General features: G+C 36.4%; 18 protein-coding genes. 12 read left to right on the top strand and 6 right to left on the bottom strand.

What is annotated here, in order from left to right; all coding sequences use genetic code 11:
* From J1905_RS14475 to J1905_RS14455, 5 genes are all read left to right on the top strand, one after another.
* The coding region (locus J1905_RS14475; protein ID WP_214227987.1) for a CLIPPER-2 domain-containing protein at nt 1-2,265 on the top strand (2,265 nt) is incomplete at its 5' end.
* A gap of 42 nt (nt 2,266-2,307) precedes the next feature.
* Entirely contained in the window at nt 2,308-3,318 is a 1,011-nt protein-coding gene (locus J1905_RS14470; protein ID WP_214227986.1) for a PorP/SprF family type IX secretion system membrane protein, read from the top strand.
* A gap of 35 nt (nt 3,319-3,353) precedes the next feature.
* Nucleotides 3,354-5,306 (top strand): OmpA family protein, encoded by a 1,953-nt coding sequence (locus tag J1905_RS14465; RefSeq protein ID WP_214227985.1) that lies wholly within the window; start codon nt 3,354-3,356, stop codon nt 5,304-5,306.
* A 274-nt stretch (nt 5,307-5,580) separates the two neighbouring features.
* Nucleotides 5,581-7,203: a tetratricopeptide repeat protein gene (locus J1905_RS14460; RefSeq protein WP_214227984.1), complete on the top strand. Its 1,623-nt coding sequence runs from the start codon at nt 5,581-5,583 to the stop codon at nt 7,201-7,203.
* Between the two features lie 216 nt (nt 7,204-7,419).
* Entirely contained in the window at nt 7,420-8,043 is a 624-nt protein-coding gene (locus J1905_RS14455; RefSeq protein ID WP_214227983.1) for a LuxR C-terminal-related transcriptional regulator, read from the top strand.
* A gap of 84 nt (nt 8,044-8,127) precedes the next feature.
* On the opposite strand, the gene J1905_RS14450 is transcribed toward J1905_RS14455, so the two are convergent.
* Nucleotides 8,128-10,089 (bottom strand): ATP-binding protein, encoded by a 1,962-nt coding sequence (locus J1905_RS14450; protein WP_214227982.1) that lies wholly within the window; start codon nt 10,087-10,089, stop codon nt 8,128-8,130.
* A gap of 32 nt (nt 10,090-10,121) precedes the next feature.
* A complete protein-coding gene (locus J1905_RS14445; RefSeq protein WP_214227981.1) occupies nt 10,122-10,754 on the bottom strand; it encodes a response regulator transcription factor in 633 nt (210 codons plus the stop codon).
* Between the two features lie 366 nt (nt 10,755-11,120).
* Between J1905_RS14445 and J1905_RS23825 the strand changes: the two genes are divergently transcribed.
* The gene (locus J1905_RS23825; RefSeq protein ID WP_214227980.1) at nt 11,121-11,750 is read left to right on the top strand and encodes a LuxR C-terminal-related transcriptional regulator; all 630 of its coding nucleotides are present in this window, start codon (nt 11,121-11,123) and stop codon (nt 11,748-11,750) included.
* Between the two features lie 116 nt (nt 11,751-11,866).
* Nucleotides 11,867-12,280, top strand: a complete 414-nt coding sequence (locus J1905_RS14435; protein ID WP_214227997.1) for an SDR family NAD(P)-dependent oxidoreductase — start codon at nt 11,867-11,869, stop codon at nt 12,278-12,280.
* 260 nt (nt 12,281-12,540) lie between these two features.
* Here the strand turns inward: J1905_RS14435 and J1905_RS14430 are convergent, their stop codons facing one another.
* Nucleotides 12,541-13,077: a hypothetical protein gene (locus J1905_RS14430; protein ID WP_214227979.1), complete on the bottom strand. Its 537-nt coding sequence runs from the start codon at nt 13,075-13,077 to the stop codon at nt 12,541-12,543.
* A 130-nt stretch (nt 13,078-13,207) separates the two neighbouring features.
* Between J1905_RS14430 and J1905_RS14425 the strand changes: the two genes are divergently transcribed.
* Nucleotides 13,208-13,711: a hypothetical protein gene (locus J1905_RS14425; protein WP_214227978.1), complete on the top strand. Its 504-nt coding sequence runs from the start codon at nt 13,208-13,210 to the stop codon at nt 13,709-13,711.
* A gap of 250 nt (nt 13,712-13,961) precedes the next feature.
* Here J1905_RS14425 and J1905_RS14420 read toward each other — a convergent pair whose 3' ends face one another.
* From J1905_RS14420 to J1905_RS14410, 3 genes are all read right to left on the bottom strand, one after another.
* Nucleotides 13,962-14,744, bottom strand: a complete 783-nt coding sequence (locus J1905_RS14420; protein WP_214227977.1) for an SDR family oxidoreductase — start codon at nt 14,742-14,744, stop codon at nt 13,962-13,964.
* Nucleotides 14,745-14,809: 65 nt separating this feature from the next.
* Nucleotides 14,810-15,376 (bottom strand): Crp/Fnr family transcriptional regulator, encoded by a 567-nt coding sequence (locus J1905_RS14415; RefSeq protein WP_214227976.1) that lies wholly within the window; start codon nt 15,374-15,376, stop codon nt 14,810-14,812.
* Between the two features lie 287 nt (nt 15,377-15,663).
* The gene (locus J1905_RS14410) at nt 15,664-16,287 is read right to left on the bottom strand and encodes a hypothetical protein (RefSeq protein WP_214227975.1); all 624 of its coding nucleotides are present in this window, start codon (nt 16,285-16,287) and stop codon (nt 15,664-15,666) included.
* Nucleotides 16,288-16,499: 212 nt separating this feature from the next.
* On the opposite strand from J1905_RS14410, the gene J1905_RS14405 reads away from it, so the two are divergent.
* From J1905_RS14405 to J1905_RS14390, 4 genes are all read left to right on the top strand, one after another.
* Nucleotides 16,500-17,099, top strand: a complete 600-nt coding sequence (locus J1905_RS14405) for a Crp/Fnr family transcriptional regulator (protein WP_214227974.1) — start codon at nt 16,500-16,502, stop codon at nt 17,097-17,099.
* A 185-nt stretch (nt 17,100-17,284) separates the two neighbouring features.
* Nucleotides 17,285-18,250 (top strand): NAD(P)-dependent alcohol dehydrogenase, encoded by a 966-nt coding sequence (locus J1905_RS14400; RefSeq protein WP_214227973.1) that lies wholly within the window; start codon nt 17,285-17,287, stop codon nt 18,248-18,250.
* Between the two features lie 102 nt (nt 18,251-18,352).
* Entirely contained in the window at nt 18,353-18,742 is a 390-nt protein-coding gene (locus J1905_RS14395; RefSeq protein ID WP_214227972.1) for a hypothetical protein, read from the top strand.
* A 274-nt stretch (nt 18,743-19,016) separates the two neighbouring features.
* Nucleotides 19,017-20,627: a two-component regulator propeller domain-containing protein gene (locus J1905_RS14390; RefSeq protein ID WP_214227971.1), complete on the top strand. Its 1,611-nt coding sequence runs from the start codon at nt 19,017-19,019 to the stop codon at nt 20,625-20,627.
* The last annotated feature ends 205 nt before the right edge of the window (nt 20,628-20,832 follow it).

Below are 20,832 nucleotides of genomic sequence, written 5' to 3'. Positions count from 1 at the left end.
GTGAGCTTGTCTGATATCAGCATCAGCGATCCGAAAGTTACTGTTACCGGTGGCCCTGTATCTCTTGCACCGAATGCAGTTGACAATACCAGCTTTACGGCAGTTTATACCTTAACACAAGCCGATGTAGATAAAGGTGGTGTTTACAATTTGGCTACAGCCTCAGGTAAAGACCCTTCTAACAATCCGGTAACGGATGAGTCGGAGAGTGGTAACCCTGCCGGCGGCACCCCTGGTGTACCTCCTGTAGACCCTGCTTGTCCAACTTGTACGATTACCCCATTGCCATCAGCTCCTGCAATGCGTCTGACCAAAACAGGTACTTATGCAGACAGCAATGCTGACGGAAAAGTGAATGTTGGTGATCAGATCAATTATACCTTTAAAGTAGAGAACACGGGTAACGTGAGCTTGTCTGATATCAGCATCAGCGATCCGAAAGTTACTGTTACCGGTGGCCCTGTATCTCTTGCACCGAATGCAGTTGACAATACGAGCTTTACCGCAGTTTATACCTTAACACAGGCTGACCTGGATAAAGGCGGTGTATACAATTTGGCTACAGCCTCAGGTAAAGACCCATCGAACAATCCGGTAACGGATGAGTCGGAGAGTGGTAACCCTGCTGGTGGCACCCCTGGTGTACCTCCTGTAGACCCTGCTTGTCCAACTTGTACGATTACCCCATTGCCATCAGCTCCTGCAATAACTTTAACAAAAAATACGGTTATAGGAACTTATAATAAGGTTGGTGATGTGATCAACTATGTTCTGAAGGTTAAAAACACAGGTAATGTAACGCTAACTAACGTAAATATTACCGATACGAATGCTGACGCTGGAAGCATATTGCCTAGCACAATAGCAACTCTAAATGTTGGTGCAGAAGTCACAGTAAATGCAAAACATACTTTAACTCAGATTGATTTGAACAAAGGTTTTGTCTACAATATTGCAGATGTCCAGGCAAAGGATCCTAAGGGTGGAGATGTAAAAGCAACTTCTAAAGATAACAATCCTGCTTATCCTAATGCACCTATTGATCCGACTTGTCCAACATGTACCATTACGGAAATTCAACAAAAGGCTTCAATAGCATTGATTAAGAAAGTCACGAATGTCGGGACAGGTGAAAATGGGACTTTTGTACTGGGTGATCAGATTGAATATACTTTTACAATTACCAATACAGGTAATGTAACATTAAGTAATCTTGTTTTAAACGACCCACTTTTAAGCGCCTCTGCAATCAATATTCCAGGAACATTAAATCCGGGTGCATCACTTGTACATATCGAAAAATATACGATTTCTGCAACAGATGTTGCTAAAGGGAATGTAACTAATCAGGCACTTATAAGTGGAACAGATCCAAAAAATAAAATAGTAACAGATAAGTCCGGAACTACGAATTCTGATGATGTAGAAACAGTTACTGTTATCGCAAAACCTCTTGTAGCTAATGATAATACTGCAGAGACCAAGCAGAATGTTGAAATTAAAATATCTGTATTAGATAATGATGTGCCAGGTAGTAGTCCAATAATACCAGGCAGTATAAACATTACCACCCCACCTAAACATGGAACGGTAACTTTAAATGCTGACGGCACAGTAACTTATAAACCAAATGAAGGTTATATCGGTCCTGATGATTTTATATATACCGTTAAGGACAAAAATGGCCAGGTATCAAATCCTGCAAAGGTTACCGTTACCATCATCCCTACAAAACCAATAGCTATTGATGATGCCGCAGAGACCCAATGGAACACTGAAGTTAAAATTCCAGTCTATGTTAATGATAAAGCCGATGGTTCTCCTTTGGATAAAACAGGGTTAGAAATTACAGCTCAACCTAAGCATGGTACACTCAAAATGAATCCTGATGGAACAGTTACTTATTTGCCAAATAGCGGTTATACTGGTAAAGACTCTTTCAACTATCGTATAAAAGACGAAAATGGCAATTGGAGTAATGTTGCCACAGTAACAATAACGGTTAAAGGCTTTTTCATTCCAAATGTCATTACTCCAAACGGAGATGGCAAAAATGACAGTTTCGTCATCGTAGGCTTGGAAAATTTTAAAAATGTTGAAGTAACTATTTTCAATCGTTGGGGTAATGAGGTTTATCGAAATAAGAATTACCAAAATACCTGGACAGGTGATGGACTGAATGAGGGAACTTACTACTATCTGATCAGGATGAGCAATAATGGTAAACAGGAAGTTTATAAAGGATGGGTATTAATAAAAAGATAAGTCGAAACGACCGGAATAAAATAGGTTATATAAAATTATATCATGAACAAACATATTATTAAAAAAGTTATTCTGGGTTTGGGAATATCCATCGCAAGTTTGTTTCAGGCGAAGGCACAGCAGAATATTCAGTTTACTCAATACATATTTAACTCATTAAGTGTGAACCCAGCATATGCTGGGTATAAAGAGGAATGGTTCGGCCAGTTAGCCTTAAGAAGTCAGTGGACAGGGATTGATGGTGCACCTAGAACGGGCCAGATCTCATTTGATGGAACCACAAGTGATAGTAAGAACGTAGGGTTGGGACTTCAGATTACCGACGACAGACTCGGCCCGCAAACTGCGACCTCAATTTATGCAAATTATGCCTACAGGCTACGACTTGATGCCGATGATACGCAGAGATTGAGCTTTGGTTTGGCCGCTGGTATCACCCAATATGGATTGGATGGAGATAAATTAAGACCCGTTGATAGTGAAGACACAAACCTACCTACAGGAAAAATCAGCAATACCATCCCTGATGTCCGTTTTGGAATGTATTACTATAATCCGAAATTTTACATTGGTTTATCTGCAATGGACCTGTTTTCAGCAAATCAATCAAATGATCTATTCGATCGGAATAACAATACTGTTCAAAACATCAAACGCCAGCGACACTATTATCTGATCGCTGGAACATTAATAAATTTATCAGAAGATACTAAACTTCGTCCAAGCCTTCTTTTTAAAGAGGACTTTAAGGGGCCATCTAGTTTAGACTTGGGAGGGATGGTAATTTTTAATGAACGTTTCTGGCTTGGCGGATCTTATAGGACTGGGGTAAATCTCTGGAAAAAAACATATCGCGAAGGACAATCTTTAAGCAATTTGAATTCCATTTCAGCGATCACCCAATTTTATGTTAATGATAGATTTAGAATTGGATATTCTTATGATTTTATAATAAGTCGGTTAAGTAGCTTACAAAATGGTACTCACGAAATTACAATTGGTGTAACCTTTCCCGGAAAAAACAAGCGTCTACTTAGTCCTAGATTCTTCTAAAATGAATAAATGTATATCGATTAAAAATAATTAAAATGATAAGTAATAAATATACGGGGTACATTTTCCTTCTAAGTTTAGGCTGCTTCTTTAATATTGCTGTAGCACAGGAGCAACCTAGTTTACTAAAAAGGGCAGATCAATTATATGCTCAATATAAGTATGCCAATGCAGCTTCTATATATTTGAAGTTGGCTGATACTAAAAAACCAAAGCTGACAGTTTTGGAGCGACTGGCGGATTGTTATCAAAAGATGAATGACTACGAGGCCGCAGAAAATTGGTACGCGAGAGTAGTGAATTTTCCGGATAGCAAAGCTGAAAATCTGATCAATTACGGGGCTGTACTTAAATCTAATTCCCGCTATACTGAAGCTAAAAAGGTTTTAAAATCCTATGCTGAAAAAACTGGCGACCTTAAAAGGGTCGGTAATGAAATTGCCGGATGTGATTCTGCATTGGTTTGGATGGCTAACCCTACCGCTCATAAAATTAAAAATGAAATTCAGATCAATAGCACGTTAGCAGATTTTGGTGTGTTTCCGATCGGTGATAAAATTTATTATACCGCAGAGCCAACTCAGGAGTTGTTGAAATGGAAAGATGGCCGTACTGGTAATCCCTTTTTGAAAATATATACTGCCAATCGTTTAGCGGATAATGGCTTAAGTTCTAAACAGATTGATAAGTCTGTATATAACGATGAGAATTATCATGTTGGTCCAATCATCAGCAATCAGAAAGGAAATGTCTTTTATGTTACCCGGACTTACCCTGGTAAGGCAGGTGAGATTAGTAAAGAATCTGGAACAAAATTCAGGACCAATAATCTGGAACTGTATTTTTATACGGCAAACAATGGCAAATATGAGGTTACTCCTTTCCCTTACAATGATGTTAAAAAATATTCTGTGGGTCATGCTGCTTTAAGTCAGGATGAGAAAACATTATATTTTGTATCTGATATGCCGGGTGGTTTAGGAGGTACAGACATCTGGTATTGCGAGCTGCAAAGCGATGGTAACTGGGGGAAACCTCAAAATTCGGGTCCATCAATTAATACCAGTCAGAACGAAATGTTCCCTAACGTCGCAGCAGATGGTACTTTATATTACTCTAGTGATGGACTACCTGGAATGGGTGGTTTAGATGTCTTTTGGACAAAAGGTGCAAAAAGCAATTGGTCTAAACCAGTTAATCTCAGATTTCCGGTAAATTCTCCTGGAGATGATTTTGCTTTCATTACCAATTTTACAAACGAAAATGAAGTAATGGGTTATCTTTCTTCCAACCGTAAGGGTGGAGTAGGAAATGACGATATCTACAGTTTCAGTAACATTAAGCCTAAAATGATCCTGGCTTTGAAAGGTGTGACTGTTAATAAAAAAACGGGAGAAATATTGGAAGCTGCCACTGTCACTTTATATGCAAATGGTCGTCAAATTTTGGCTAAGCAAAGTAGTAAAATGGATGGGACTTTCTTTTTTGAATTGACCAAGGGAACCGATTATACTGTACTTGGTCAAAAAGAGAAGTTTTACAGCGACTCAGCAACGGTAAGTACCAAAGGTTTGACCAAATCAGATACCTTAAGTGTGACCTTGCGTTTAGAGCCGCTATTTGAAATTGGTAAAACCATTGCCATTCAAAATATCCATTATGATTTTGATAAAGACAATATCCGTAAGGATGCTGCAAAAATTCTTGATGAATTAGTGCGGACATTGCGTGATAACCCTACGCTTGAAATTGAATTAGGCTCGCATACTGACAGTCGTGGGATAGATATTTATAACTTGGATCTCTCTCAACGACGTGCACGCTCGGTTGTAAATTATTTGGTTAGCCGTGGTATTTCCAGAACTCGCTTAACAGCTAAAGGATATGGAGAAACGCAATTATTGAACCGTTGTGGAAATGGGGTGAAATGTTCGGCAGCAGAACACCAGGCCAATAGACGTACTGAGTTTAAAATAACCAAGTACTAAATATTATGTGTTTTCTCAAAAAAATGAACTTGAAATTTTTGTAAGTACATTTTAATAAAATCTCATCTCAGAATGGCTGGATCTATGTGAGGGATACGTAGAAAAGCCAGATGTGAGAAAAAAATGGCCACCTGAGTGTGGTCATTTTTCTTACTTAGTATAGATTTGTAATAGAAATATGATGATCCCGAATGAGAAAGCACTAAACTAAACCATATCTACTTAAATATTAAAAGCATGAATTCTTATCTTAAAATTGCAATACCTCCATTCGATGAAACCTTTTAGTTTATCAAAACTATGTTCTATATTCTTTTTTGTTGCTATTACTTTTCTTTGCAAACAAGGCGATGCTGCAGTTAAACCTGACGAACAGTTCAATGAGATTTATGTGAAAATTGCTACTGAAGTTTCCTCATCGAATCTCAATAGAGCTTTCAAAATGTCAGATTCCCTCCTTGCTTCTACTTCTGACAAGTTTCAAAAGATGAAATGCCTTATGTTACTGGCCACATTGAATCAGCGCTCAGGTAACATAGTTAAAGCAATAGAATTTGTAATTAAGGCCGGAGGCATGCTATCTGAAGATGAAAAGTACTTGAGCTGGAAAGTACGCATACCAGGACTCCTTTCCACGCTTTACCGAAGCGCGAACCTTACAGAAGAAGCTCGTAAATATTTGGTAATAGCGGAAAAAGAGAATTTAAAGCTAAAACCGTCCACAGGTACTACAATCACGCAGGCACTTATTCTCCAGGAAAAGGCTTATTACGCTATTGAAGAGGATCAAAACTATAAGCTTGCCTTAGAAGAGTTATCAGAATCAGAGAGAATGTTTCTTAAAGGGCCGAACCAACCTAGTCGAGACGTCTTTTTAGGTACCAATTATCAGCTCATAGGTCTTTGTTACCTTAAAATTAAAGATTATGAAAAAGCTAAAGCTTATTATCTAAAAGCAAAAGCAAATTTAAGTACAACAGAGAGTGAATTAAAAGCCTATATTTTCTGTGGATTGGGGGATCTTTCTTTGGAAATGCATCAATATAAAGAAGCACTATCGTACTTTGAAAAAGCTGAGCCCTATGCAAATAATTCAAACAATTTTCATGCGAAAATAATGATCAATCGGAGTTTCGCTATATACTACAAAAAGATTGGTGATACTAAATCTGCTTTGAAATATCATGAGCTTTATTCTGTGTTAATGGATAGACAAGCGCAGGCAACTAAAGAAGTTTCAAATCAACTCTTTAAACAGGTAGCGGTTAAAGAAAAAGAATCTTCTACAATCACAAAAAGATTGATTCTAATTTCAGTTATTCTTATAGGATTTATTGTCTTTTTGTTGTACTTAAATAACAGAAGTAACAAAAAAAACAGGATTAAATATGAAAAAATCATAAAGGTGATTAACTCTGTGCAGGGATCTAATGAGCAGGAAAATCTACCGATTGAAATCAATGATCCAAATTCGAAACTGCAATCTCAAAGCATGATGACCAATGAATCTGAGAAGCGTCTGCTTGATAGCCTTAATAAATTAGAAAGTAAAAATTTCTTCCTGCGTGGTGATGTGTCATTATCCTCAGTAGCAAGTAAACTGAATTCGAATACAAAATATGTTTCTTATATCATCAATAAATATAAAGGAAAGGACTTCAATAATTATATAAATGAACTCAGAATACTTTATGCCCTAAATGACCTTCGTTCAAATGCTGATGTGCGGAAATATAAAATTTCTTATTTAGCGGATAAGTATGGATTCTCCTCACATAGTAAATTCGCTGCAATTTTTAAATCTACCGCAGGTATTTCACCATCCATTTTTATAAACAATTTAAAAAAAGACGACAATATTGTATCTGTAGAAAGACCTGATAGTGATTTGATGTAGTGTATCTGTAAATCAGATTAATACAAGTGGAAATGTACTATTCATTTTATAGATAATGGACATATAAAAAATAAAGGCCTCCTATTTAATTAGCCATATTTGAGCATTCCTTTTGAGCAAATTGTATTTTTTTATCTGTCGTTTTAACCATGAAGCATCTAAAACTATTTCACCACATAATACTTATAAACTTCTAATATTAATGATCTGTTTAATGTGGTAAAAGTTGGTATAATATATAGTCGTGAGACTATCAAAAGTGTATTTATTGCTGCTCTTGCGATCTTTCAAGAAAAAAAAGTAGAAATAGTATTCGAGACTACTATAGAATCTTGTCAAACCTCAATTCCGCATAGCTCTAGTCCAAATATTCTTTTACTTGATATTGATATTCCTGACATCTCTGGAGTGGAGATGATTGAAAATGTACTTTTATCTTACCCTGATTGTTCGATTATACTTGTATCTGATATAGATGATAAAGATACCTTACTAAAATATATACATGCTGGTGCGAGAGGATTTATAAAAAAAGTAAATCAAAATAAATTGATAGCCGTTATAAGTGCTGTAATGAATGGCGGCTGTTATATTAGTCCTGTTTATACGAAATTACTATTTGATCATGTTGTAGCTACAAGAAAACAACTTTCAGGATTAACTTATAGGGAGCAACAAATGGTAGAAGCAATAGTTGATGGCTTAAGCTATAAACTTGTTGCACATCGGTATAATATTTCAATTGATACGGTGAGGTTTTATATGAAAAGAATATATAAAAAATTAAATATCAATAGTAAAGGGGAGCTATTGGCTTTAATGAGATTCAATTCCAATTGAACTAACCGAAATTTTAATTTGTCAATAATTACCTGCTAACCAGTCTTTTGAATTTCTACTTATTTTCGGTCTTATGGGTCAAATTTAATTGAGCGATGCATTAGCCCATGTTGTTAATCGAATGGATACGATTATTTCGGTTCCATTTATATCTGAACGTATTTTCGTTTCACCGTTAAGCGATTGAACACGGCGGCGGATGGATTGCAAACCCATAGTTGAATTCCCATTTCTAGATTTCTTTTCATCTAAGCCTATCCCGTCATCGTTAATAGTCAATAGGAGGGTGTCATCTTCTTCATAAATCAAGATTCCTACATTCTTAGCCTTGGCATGTTTAATAATATTGGTGATGGCCTCCTGAATAATGCGGAGTAAAGCAATTCGCGTATCCATATCAACACCTATTAAAGAGCTATTGTCGATCTGAATGTTTTTTTTGTAGCGGCTATCGGGGAGGGAACTGTCTGTAAGTAGCTTAATCTGCTTTTCAAAAGACTGTTCTTGTTGTTCATCTCCAGCACGGAACCATTCATGGCTTTTGTTTCGGGCTGCTTTATAGGCGCTCTCCGTTTGGTGCTGGAGCATACTCAATTTGTTTTTTAGGGCGGCATCGTTGGTGTCCATCAATATGACTTCCAATTGATATCTAATGGCGGCAATGGATGATGAAAGACCATCGTGGAGATCTTGTCCAAGCCGCTGTTGTTCTTCTCTTACTGCCTGGTGTTTTGCTTCCTCCATAGCAATGATCTGCATATTGGCTACATTGTTGAGTGCTTCTACTTGTGTTCTTGCCTTTCTGCTTCGATATACCATAATCAGGTAGATGGTTAGTATGAAAATAGATGCTGCAACTGAAATGAGTACTAGCCAAGTGGTTCGTTGGTGTTTAACTTCTTCCGATTTCTGGAGTTCAATCTTCGTATTTTCGGCTTCGGTATAGGCGTATAACATCGCATCCATCTCCGCCATCAATACCGCTTTTGCTTTTCGTTCGTGTGCCAATGCATTGGTTAGCGATGTGTAGCCTCCGTGAAAATTACCCTGTACAGCCTGTAGTTGGGCTTTGTATTCATCAAGTATCGGTTGTTGGCTTTTAAAAAAATTGGGAAGCGATTCGAGTTGTTTGATATAGAAGCGAGCGCTATCCAGATTTTTTAGAATCAGGAAATGATCCATCTTCATTTGGTAAAGGGGTACTTCTATGAAAGACATCGGCTGGTCTTTATACGTGGCTTTTAGTGATTGTATACTATCCAGTAATATCCCCACTTTGATTTGGTTATTCTCAAGAAGAGCAATGTCATGGTGTCTTATCAGGGCATAAAAGTCATTGTAAAGCATGTGCTGCCTGTTTATTGGGTATTTGCGTTTTAGCATATTGCCAATTTGATCGGCCAACAAGGCTGTTCGATAAACAGCCGCAGTATCTTTGGTCTTTATATAGGCTTCAATGGCTACAGCTAGGATGTCTATAGCATACATTCCATTTACATTGTCGTTTTTTTTATTCTGCAACTGTTCTGGCAAGTGGTGGATGTATTCTTTTTTATCCTTATAGGTGGAGATCACTTTATCGTATAAGCCTTGCTCATTATAAGCCTTTACCTTAAAAACGTCTACTAGCAAGGGACGTATTTTTCCATTTTTCGCCAATTCCTGCGATAGTTTTTCGTTATAATACATAGCCGCGCCCGTTTGTCCGAATATCTCTGCATTATCCACCAATGCTACATAGTACTTTACACGTGGACGTCCGTATTCCTTTTTCCCCCAGGCAATATTTTTATACAAACTAAGAAGACCTACCAATTCCTGCGTTTTAAATTCGGTTCCTTCACTCACAAGTTGTTGTGTTAACGAATAGGTGCTGTCTAGGTATTTGTCCGCAGAAATACGGTCTGCATGGTAAGCCTTGGCGAGCTTTTCAAATTCCTTTATTGCCTGGGCTGTTGATTGTCCGGTAGAAGTCTTGCTGATTAGTAGAAAAAATAAGAAAAGGAGAGATAGATTGCTTGAAAATAGGCAAAATTTGTTCTTCATTGGGTTTATCGTGTGAAATTTTCAGACCATGTTTAGATTAATTCCCGCTCACGTGCATACAGCAATAACTCAGTAATGGAATTTACGTTTACTTTAGCCATCATGTTACGCCGATGTGCTACAATCGTATGTTTGCTCAGATACGTCTTCTCTGCAGTTTGGGCAATGGATAACCCTTGTGCAAAATGCTGTAGAATCTCCAATTCCCGCACTGTTAATGGTATTTTTGTTGTGTTATCTGTATGATCAACAATTTTGCTGATTACGGGACATATATACTGATGGCCATGTGCTATGGTAGTCAGGCATTGGAGTATAGCATCAAATCCCGATGATTTGGAGATAAATCCTTGGGGCTTATAATCCAAAATATTTGTAACCACCGCAGGGTTAATGGTTGAGCTCATTATAATGATCTTAAGCTGTCGATTCAAACGTTTTATCTCGTTGATAAGCATAAGGCCATTTTCATTTTTAAGATAATAATCCAAAAATAGGTAAATGGGAGTTTTTGAGTGTTTTATAAGAAATTGTGTTAATTCTCTTTTATCATTAAGTGTGTGAACATCGCTAAAAAGTTCCAACCGCTCTATCAGTGCAGAGAAAGAATCTGCAAATAGAAGATGGTCGTCGAAGACAATAGCAATAGCGTTGGTTTTCTCCATAAATTCACCTAAAGTAATAAAAGTAATGCATACTTGAATAGCGAACTAAGTGTACACTGTTACTTAATCAGATGCGAATTTAGATTTGATGGCGGTAAGCAAAAAGAAGTTTCAATATAAATCTGCCTATTGCCTTTTTCCTCTCGGTCATTTATTCAAAAGTAGAGGATTAAAGCTGTTTATAACAAAACTGTAGTTTCATGAATAGCAAATTAATGCTATTGTAATAAATCGGGTAGCTTGATATTGTTATAATGTAGATGTGTCTATTTTACTTGATTGTAGTAATATTAATTTTAGGCGGTTAGGGCGATCAGACTTAATCATAAATAGTTTTATGAAGATAATCTACAATAATTATAATCAGTGAATAGGATAAAAATCGGTATAATATGTAATCGTGAGTTTATCAGAAGAGCATTTATTGGTTCTCTTGTGATCTTTCAAGAAAAAATAATAGAAATAGTATTCGAAACTACTATACAATCATTTCAGACCTTAATTCCGCATACTTCCAGTCCAGATATTCTTCTACTTGATATAGATTCTCCTGAAATCTCCGGGACAGAAGTAATTGAAAATGTGCTTTCATCTTATCCTGATTGTTCGATCATACTTGTATCTGATATAGATGATAAAGATACTCTATTAAAATATATACATGCTGGTGTGAGAGCGTGTTTGAAAAAAGTAAATCAAAATAAATTGATAACCGTTATTAATGCCGTAATGAATGGCGGTTGCTACATTAGCCCTATTTATACAAAATTACTATTTGATCATGTTCTAACTACAAGAAAACAACTTTCGGAATTAACTTATAGGGAACAGCAAATGGTAGAAGCAATGGCTGATGGCCTAAGCTATAAGCTTTGTGCTTATCGGTATAATATTTCAATTGACACGGTAAGATTTTATCTCAAAAGAATTTATAAAAAACTAAATATCAATAGCAAGGGCGAGCTTTTGGCTTTAATGAGATATAGTTCTAATTGAACTAAGCACAATTTTAACTAAATATATTTAGTTAAAACCACTGTATTTGATGTAGTTTAAATATTTGTTTGGTGCCGATATTGTAAAAGGGGAGCGCTTTCAATGGTTAGAAATCAATTTTAAGCTTCAAAGGTCCTTATTTCTTGATTCAAAAATTATTACCATTGCTGAATGATGGAGGTAGCGTTGTAAACACGTCTTCCGGATTGGCAAGATTTTCGTTTGCTGGATATTCCGCCTATGGCGCAATGAAAGCTGCAATCGACTCGTTGTCAAGATATCAGGCTTTGGAACTAGGAAGCAGAAAAATCAGAGTTAACTCTGTAGCTCCGGGTGCCATTGAAACAGATTTTGGAGGTGGCGCTATTCGTGATACGTCAGATTTGAATAAATATCTGGCTTCTGAAACGGCTTTAGGTAGAGTTGGTTTGCCAGATGATATTGGAAGTGTGGTTGCATTTCTTTGTTCAGAAGATTCTAAATGGATTAATGCTCAGCGAATAGAAGTATCAGGAGGATTTAGAATTTAATTCAGTCATGAACTAACGAATTTTATTCTTGTTTTGCTATCTTTTTAAGTGCTTCAGTGGTGAATATTGACAGGATTTGATTTTGACAATCCCAGATGGAACCGTAATTTAAATATCCGGAGGCTTTATTTGTTTCAAAATCTGGATGTATAGAGAATTTCACATTAAAAACTGGACATATATATATATAATGTGTCCAGTTTTTAATCATAAAGTGAACAGGTGTACCATGGATACTCAAGTTTTTAGTGAACCACAGTCTATTGTTTGTCGTACACAAGTTTCCTTATATCTTCGCTGGCGTTGACCTGGACAGAAATAGACTTACCATCATTGATCAACTTCCAAACCTCTCTTACTTTAACATCTGGTGCCTTACCTTTTGTATAGAAGGATTTATCCGAGTTAACAATCATAGTTTGGCCATCATCTGACCACCTTGCGGTAGACTCGTCTCTTGGCCATCCGAATTTGGTAGCTTCTCTTTCTTTGCCATCGAAAATCAGTTTCTCCTGCTTTTTAGCAGGCTCCCATTCAGGAGAAGAACTAGTTACATGTACAGTCAGAAAATCTTTATATCTGGCTATTTTCATTGTTTTGGAAAACACACGATCACCTTCCCAGAATATACACACAGGAAACTTTCCAACAAGTTCACTTTTCGACTGATTTAATTTCCATTCACCCGAAAAGTTAGTGCGATGAGCGCCATTTTTTTGCTGTGCCTGTGCGGGAAAATATATTACTCCTGCCAGCATGATAATCAGGCTGGATAAAACATTTTTTTTACTTTTCATATCCTATCATTTTATTTCAGCGAAATTACTTTGATATCTTTCAGCCTGAGCAATTTGGATTGTAAATTAAAATGTAAACTTTGTAAATAAAGTATAATATATTTACAGTAACCAGGTAATTAATCCTAATATGAAAAGAAAACCGCTGATAATTATACTATTGAGTATGCTTATTGGAGCTACCAGCTTCGCTCAAACGCCAAAGAAGAAAAACAATAAAAGTACTGGAAAGAACACAGAAGTAGAGCGTAAGACCTCATCTGAGAATACAGCACATGTTGGAACCTGGAAACTAATACGTCAAAAGATAACTTATGGAAATGGTCAAATTCTAATATCAGATAGTACATCCGTTTTTTTACGAAAAATATTGACCCCAACGAATTTTGTGGTGATAGTTGAAAAGAAAATTCCTGAGTTGAATGATAAAAAAATCGTTACCGTAGCATCCGGAGGAATCTATACACTACAAGATGGAAATTATCAGGAGTTTACAAAATATGCGGCATTTGATGGTTTTGAGAAAATGAACATTAACTACAAACTAACGATGAAGGAAGGTAAGCTACATACGATTGGTACTATAGGAGGGCCTGATATATATGAAGAATTATATGAAAGGGTAGATTGGTAGCGTAAGCCATTTGCCTCCTCAATATTCTTCTTGTCTTTCCATTCAGGTAGTTTTTCAAGAACCAGGTGCTTCATGTATTGAACTCTTAAAGGATGAATTCGACTTAAATATAGTTCCCAACTTAATTTTAGTGCTTCAAGCTGCTCTTTCTCGTTGGCTGATAATTTTTTTTTGGAAAGATACAATAAATTGAATTTGTCAATACAGATACTATAATAGGAACCCCAAAATGTCAGATTCATTGGCGCTTTTATTTGTCCTTTTCTGAAAGTCCATTAAATAGTTTGTCTGCTTCTTGTTTTGTGTCTGCATGAACAATAAGCCTGTCTGCTAATTTTGGAATAATTCGATTTATGATTCTTAATAGTTTTACTTTGTGAATATTCACCTCATATCTGTTGTTTTTAAAGGCTTTTATAAATTCTTCCACTAGTCTTTCTGGTGAAATTTTTCCTTTCCCTCTTCCTTTTGTCATTTCTGTATCTACCATGGGTGGTATTATTTCAAATACTTTTACTTTATCTAATTGGTAGCGTAGCGATTTTGAAAAGATATGAATACCTGCTTTTGTTCCGCAATAAACTGCGGAATTGGCTTTAGGTACAATTGCCAAACCTGAAGAAATATTAACAATAGCTGAATTGGAATTATCCTGCAATACAGGAAGCAAAGAACTAATAAGTTTTATTGGTGCAGTTAGATTTGTGTTGATTTCATTTTCAATTTTTTGAAGGCCATAAGTTTCGTCCAAAAAGTTGCAATTGTATTGAATGCCAGCATTGTTTATTAATACATTCAGATCCTTATGTTCTCGTTTTATGAAATCGACAAGTTGGTCTAATTCCGATTGTGAAGAAATATTGCATTTAAAAGCGGTAATTCGATAATCGAATCTGCTAAGCTCTTCTAACCTTATTTCGTTTCTGCCAACTGCTATTATATGATTGTCTAATTGCAAGAATTTCTCTGTCAATGCTTTGCCAATGCCTGAAGTAGCGCCTGTTATTAAAATTTTGTTACCACTTAATTTCATACCCCTGAAGTTTAAAACAAAGTTCAGGAGTATAAAATCTAAAACCATTTACATATGTAAAGATTTTATTTTTTTGCTCTTATTCTGCTTAATTGAGTTGGCGTTATACCTAAATATGAAGCAATATGATATTGGTTAATCAAGTTTTCTAAATCAGGATGTTCTTTTTTGAAAATTTCGTACCGCTCTGCTGCACCAAGAGTTACGAGTTCAATTTCTCGTTTCTCTTTTATATAAAATTTGTATTCCGCCATAATTCTGGCAAGGCTTTCAAATTTTGGATAGTTTGTATAAAGCGAACTTAGTTGCTTAAAATCAGCAATGAAAAGTGTACAATCTGTTAAGCATTGAATGTTAATTGAATTTTTCTGTTTCGTTATCATTGACGAATACGCTGCAACAAAATTTGCAGGTGTGAAAAAAGTTTTGCTGTATTCATCTCCAGATTTATTACGAAAAAAAGCACGCATTACACCGGCTGAAATGAATGCCAATTTAGACGAAAACTCTCCTTCTTTAGCAAAGTATTCGTTTTTTTTAAATTGTACTTCAGAAAATAATGAGGTAAAAACTTCCATTTCATTTTCTGTAAAAGGGATCAGTGTTTCCACATATATTTTCAGTTCATTCATTCTCTTTTATTAATCTAGGTTTCTTTGTGATACTAGAATTTTATCACCATTACTGATAACTCTCAAATATAAGCATTTGACAAGCTATAGCAGGGCAAGACATGTAGAAATGGACGTTGGGAACTTGTCGGCAAAAGGCCTGAATATATATATGGTAAGGTTTCCGTTGTCGTCAAATTGGGTCTCTGAGTAAGGTTGCCTCCTGGCCACATTTGGAACGCCGTTCTCTACCGGTGTGTAGAACAGCGAATTTTCACCGAAATATACACTTAGCCTCTGCAAAATTACTAGAAATTATACCCAAAATGCAATCCCGGCTGCCCGAAGAAGAATTTTGACCATCTATCGTCAATCTGTTTAAACGAATCAGGCATTGTTGATTGATAGGGACGATGAGTAATTGCTATTGAAGGCTGAAAAAAAAGCCTATCCTTGAAAAGTTTAATGTGATAACCAATGGAATAAGTGTTAAAGATTTGAAAGCCATTGTCAATTTTCTTACCGTTATCATTTACAAAAGTTTGCCAAGCAGGCATCATGTCAACTTGAGCAAAAAGATGCTTCCATAAAAACCTTTGATAATTAATTGAAACCCCGTATTCACGAATATAACCTGGAAACTCTTCGCCTTCTGCTTCAAATGATTTTCCATAAGGAATGCCAATTGGCCAGCCATATTTCCAAGTTTTTAGTTCTAGTGAAATTACATCCTTTCCTGTAATGCGATAACCTAAGTTCAGATAGACCATACCGGGCGGATTATTGTCAGCTACTACATTAGCTATCATAAATAAGGTGCTGCCTATAAAATACTTTCTAAAAGTACTGTCTTGTTTGGAATATTGAGCTTTAACTTGTAGAGTGCTTGCCATCATTAAAATGAAGGCGAACCATAAAATTTTCTTTTGCATATCAATACATTAGTTGTTAAACGACAATGCAAAGTTAGATTGGCGAGATGCCATTACTCGTTCACTTAAGTTAAGAAATGAAACTTACCTAGGGTATTTAGTTCTTGAAGATTTAACACTATCATAATTTTTCAAGTGAAATAATTTTTAACGGCTAGTAATAAACCAGCAAGAAATATTAAATTTGATACCTTCGCCTAAATATTACAAAAATGCAATTGACTGATGATAAAATGGATCAAATCCTACTAAATTTTTTATCGAAGTATGTAGTCCTGTCTGAAGAGGAACAAAATGTTATTGTAGACTTAGCCATTTTTAAAAGTTTTAGGAAAGGAACAATTTTATTGAAAGAGGGTCAACTCTCAAAGGATAGCTATTTTGTTATTCAAGGATGCATCAGATGCTATTATATGGTTGATACGGAAGAAAAGACTACTGCTTTTTATACCGAGTCAGAATCTCTTACCCCTCCAAGCGCATTAAGCTATACCCCATCTGAATATTATATTGATTGTCTTGAGAACTCTATTTTGATTGTAGGTAGTTCAGAAACAGATGACGAACTTTTTGCAAAATACCCTAACTTAGAAAAACTGTGTCGTCTTGTTTCCGAAGATTTACACTCAAAAAGTCAAATAGCATTTGATAATTTTAAGATTTCTACACCAGAACAACGCTATTTGAATTTGCTAGAAATAAGACCGGATTTGGCTCAACGAATCCCCCAATACTATTTAGCGAGTTATTTGGGTATCACTCCGCAATCTTTAAGCAGAATGAGAAACAGACTGGTTAGGAAAGTCTCTTAAATCTACGACTTAAATTTAATAAGGTTCATTTATTAACTTTAGATAACTAAACAATTAAGTAAGCATGCTTATTTTGTGCAAATGAAAATAGGCCACCAAACTCTTATCAGTTAAATTTGGGATATAGAATTACTCCAAAAGATGTAGCGTCTATAGAATTAAAAACCTGGATTATAAATTGAATAATGAAAGCAGTAGTATACAAAAAATATGGGACTCCACAAGTGGCAGAGTTGGCCGAAGTAGCTAAGCCAGTACCCAAAAGAAATGAGGTATTGGTTAAAGTTCATGCCTCTACTGTAAACCGAACCGATGCCGGCTACAGAAGTGCACAATATTTTATTTCCCGTTTCTTCACGGGGTTACTTAGGCCAAAAAATCAAATTTTAGGTTGTGAGTTTGCAGGTTGTGTGGAAGAAATTGGAGATGATGTGACATTTTTCAAAAAAGGCGATAGGGTTTTTGGGTTTAACGATACCGGTGCCGGAGGACATGCTGAGTTTTTAACTATTGCACAAACTGATGGTATCACCTTCATTCCGAAACAGCTGAGTTATATAGCTGCCGCTCCAATTGCGGAAGGAGCACATTATGCCCTGGGCATAATCAGGGCAGCTGGTGTTATAAAAGGTCAATTTGTATTGGTTAATGGGGCCACGGGTGCGATAGGATCTGCAGCGGTTCAATTGTTGAAGTATTTTGGCGCTACCGTAACAGCAACCTGTGCTACTAAAAATAAAGAATTGGTTAAATCCCTGGGTGCAGATCATGTTATTGATTATCAAATCTCTGACTTTACAAAAACTGATCAAAAGTTTGATTTTATATTTGATGCTGTAGGTAAAAGCTCTTTTAAAAAATGTAAACCCCTGCTGTGCAAACGAGGAATCTACATTTCTACTGAATTGGGGAAATATTCTGCGAATATCTTTTTAGCACTGATTACCCCTGTTTTTAAGGGTAAAAAAGTAATGTTCCCTTTACCAAAGATGGATAAGGAAGTGATACGGTTTTTAGGAGATCTTGTTGAAAAAGAAAATTTTATTCCGGTAATAGATAGCATATACAAAATGGAACAGATTGTGGAAGCTTATACCTATGTAGAGTCCAAGCAAAAAGTCGGTAATGTGGTTCTCCAAGTCGTTTCTTAACTTAAGGTAACGAGTTTAAGCTTTTATCATTTTTATGTTTGCATAGAACTATTAAAAATGATGAAAATGAAAATTGTTAACTCATCAATTAAAAAATACCTTATGAAAAAGTCAATAATTGCACTGTTTATGGTGCTCACAGTTTTTGTTTCCTGCAAAAAAGATTCGGACAAAAAGCCTGATACGGCTTCGCGTAACATCCGTTATGAGGTCACTGGAAATTTTACAGGATCAGCGCTGATTGCGTCTTACACCACCGCCGGAGGTGGCACGGATAATGATCCGATCACTTCGCTTCCATGGACAAAAGAAATTACTTACGGCACAAATGTAGCTGCTGCCATTATTGCCATATCTGGAAATGGAGGAGTTGCTGGTCAGAAAGTAACCCTGGTGATCAAGCGAGGTGGTATTCAGTTGGGGACACCCATTGAAGCGGTTGCCGATGCCGTAGGGAGTTTCTCTAAAGCTGCTCCGGCTATAGTTTTTTAAAGGCCCTTATTAGTGTATATTTTCGGAAAAGTAGCCTGAATAAAGATTGTGACACCAGTTTTTAGCGAAATCTACTGATCACTTTACTTTAGAGATTTTCATCTATAAAGTAACTACTCGCGTTTCCCGGAGAGGATGTTTAGGCCATCACGCATAATGTCAAGATCTTATTTACAAAATTTACATTTTTATTTACAATCCAAATTCGTCGCGCCGAAAAATATCAAAGTAGATTCGCTGAACCAATTCCAATAGGATCAATAAATAAAAAATTATGAAATACATACAAGTGTATGCTTTGTCCTTAATGTCTGTTTTTCTTACGTCCTGTGGAAAAGATAACATCAAGTCCGAAATTAACGACATAGGGCCTAACATAATGGTTCGTAATATAAAAAAGGGCACAAATGGCACCATTTTGATTGCTGGCCCGAACAACTTATCATTTGGTGATGTTTTTCGATACGATGCCCGCCTGCAGGAGGGGCAGGGAAAATCTTTTACTAATCTTACAGGTAAAATAGGTTCGCACCGATTCTGGGATGTCCTGGAAGATCGACGAGGAAATATTTGGTTCGCTACTACTGACTCAGGTGTTTATTATTACAACGGGAAATCCATTCAACATTTCACTACCACGGAGGGACTTGCCAATAATCGGGTTATGTCTGTTTATGAAGATAAAGCCGGCATTATTTGGTTCGGCACCGGAGGTGGAATTAGTCGTTACGATGGCAAAACTTTTCGAAATTTTACCTCTCCGAACGCCCCGCTCTTTTATAAAGAAGGGCATTTGAATAATGATATTACCACAATCATTGAAGATAAAACAGGGAAATTGTGGGTTGGCACAAGGGGTGACGCCTTTGTTTATGACGGGAAAAAATTTACCACTTTAACCCATAAAGGCGAACCCTTTCTCGACGTTTGGGGTATAATGGAAGATAGAAAAGGCAATATTTGGCTCAGTGGTTTCAATGGTTTTAAAGTAAGCCAAACTGGTGGCCTCTGGCGCTATGACGGCAGTACCTTTACTAAGGTTTCGGAGAGAGGTGCTTATGCTATAATCCAGGATAAAAAAGGAAATATCTGGACTACTGGTTCAGTAAATCCTGCTAATCCGCGTATTCAGGCAGTTTCCCGTTATGATGCAAAATCCCTGTATGGTGAGAAGCCAATTGTAACAGAAATTATGTCGGGAAGGGCTTTCTTTGGGATTTTGGAAGCTAACGATGGAAATATTTGGTTTGGAGATGCGACCGGAGTGTATCGTTATGACGGAAAGATCATCACGGACTTTTATAATAAAGGGGGGCAGAAAAAATATATCATAGATACGAAGCAAAGTGTTGTAGTATGGAAAGGTTCTATGTTACTTGGTGCATGGGAAGGTTCTAAGTTACTTAGTGATGGTTCCATTACGGGGGACGTGGATATATTAAAAGGAGAATTGTTGATCGAAAACAGCCATGTGGTGGGTGGTGCAATTGAAGTCGACATGAATACAATTGAACGAAAATATGATCATCCAGGTCCACACAATAAATTGCCTGATTTTTTTGATGTCAAAAAAATCCCTGTTTCTACATTCGCAATTACGAAGGTTAAAACGGGGAATGATGGAAATATAAAAGTTACAGGGAATCTGACAATTGAAGGGATCACGAAGGCGGTTACTTTTCCAGCCAAAATGGATTTTATGGACGGAATGGACGGAACTGTTGTGCTGAATGGCACACTGATTATTGATCGAACAGATTGGGGTATCGATTATAGATTTGAAAAGTTCTTTGATAAGTCTGGGGATCTGACTATTTCGGATGAGGTTAAACTATTTATGAAAATCGTAGCAAAAAGGAACCAATCCATCCATCAAATTCAGTAAACGCGCAGCTAGTACCTGTTTGTAACTTTGGTAATTGGGAGGACAAACCAGAAGTCAATTACCATCGTAAAATGGGTGTATACTTTTAGACCATCGGACAATTAATCGTTTAATTCAGCTTTATAACCTAATACTCTATTTCTTTTTCTAGTAAATGGTGATAACTTCAACTCCTTATTTGGATTAGATTATCTAGGAATTAAGT

This window comes from Pedobacter sp. B4-66 (genome assembly GCF_018492665.1).
In the GTDB taxonomy this organism is placed as follows: domain Bacteria; phylum Bacteroidota; class Bacteroidia; order Sphingobacteriales; family Sphingobacteriaceae; genus Pedobacter.
Note: the sequence above shows the minus strand (reverse complement) of the source record. Positions and strands in the feature narration are given on the sequence as shown.

Coding starts and splice junctions, on each gene's coding strand:
- J1905_RS14415 (WP_214227976.1), bottom strand. CDS start 15,376: ATGAATGAACTGAAAATATATGTGGAAACACTGATCCCTTTTACAGAA.
- J1905_RS14420 (WP_214227977.1), bottom strand. CDS start 14,744: ATGAAATTAAGTGGTAACAAAATTTTAATAACAGGCGCTACTTCAGGC.
- J1905_RS14430 (WP_214227979.1), bottom strand. CDS start 13,077: ATGAAAAGTAAAAAAAATGTTTTATCCAGCCTGATTATCATGCTGGCA.
- J1905_RS14470 (WP_214227986.1), top strand. CDS start 2,308: ATGAACAAACATATTATTAAAAAAGTTATTCTGGGTTTGGGAATATCC.
- J1905_RS14425 (WP_214227978.1), top strand. CDS start 13,208: ATGAAAAGAAAACCGCTGATAATTATACTATTGAGTATGCTTATTGGA.
- J1905_RS14390 (WP_214227971.1), top strand. CDS start 19,017: ATGAAATACATACAAGTGTATGCTTTGTCCTTAATGTCTGTTTTTCTT.
- J1905_RS14465 (WP_214227985.1), top strand. CDS start 3,354: ATGATAAGTAATAAATATACGGGGTACATTTTCCTTCTAAGTTTAGGC.
- J1905_RS14445 (WP_214227981.1), bottom strand. CDS start 10,754: ATGGAGAAAACCAACGCTATTGCTATTGTCTTCGACGACCATCTTCTA.
- J1905_RS14400 (WP_214227973.1), top strand. CDS start 17,285: ATGAAAGCAGTAGTATACAAAAAATATGGGACTCCACAAGTGGCAGAG.
- J1905_RS14405 (WP_214227974.1), top strand. CDS start 16,500: ATGCAATTGACTGATGATAAAATGGATCAAATCCTACTAAATTTTTTA.
- J1905_RS14395 (WP_214227972.1), top strand. CDS start 18,353: ATGAAAAAGTCAATAATTGCACTGTTTATGGTGCTCACAGTTTTTGTT.
- J1905_RS14450 (WP_214227982.1), bottom strand. CDS start 10,089: ATGAAGAACAAATTTTGCCTATTTTCAAGCAATCTATCTCTCCTTTTC.
- J1905_RS14410 (WP_214227975.1), bottom strand. CDS start 16,287: ATGCAAAAGAAAATTTTATGGTTCGCCTTCATTTTAATGATGGCAAGC.
- J1905_RS14460 (WP_214227984.1), top strand. CDS start 5,581: ATGAAACCTTTTAGTTTATCAAAACTATGTTCTATATTCTTTTTTGTT.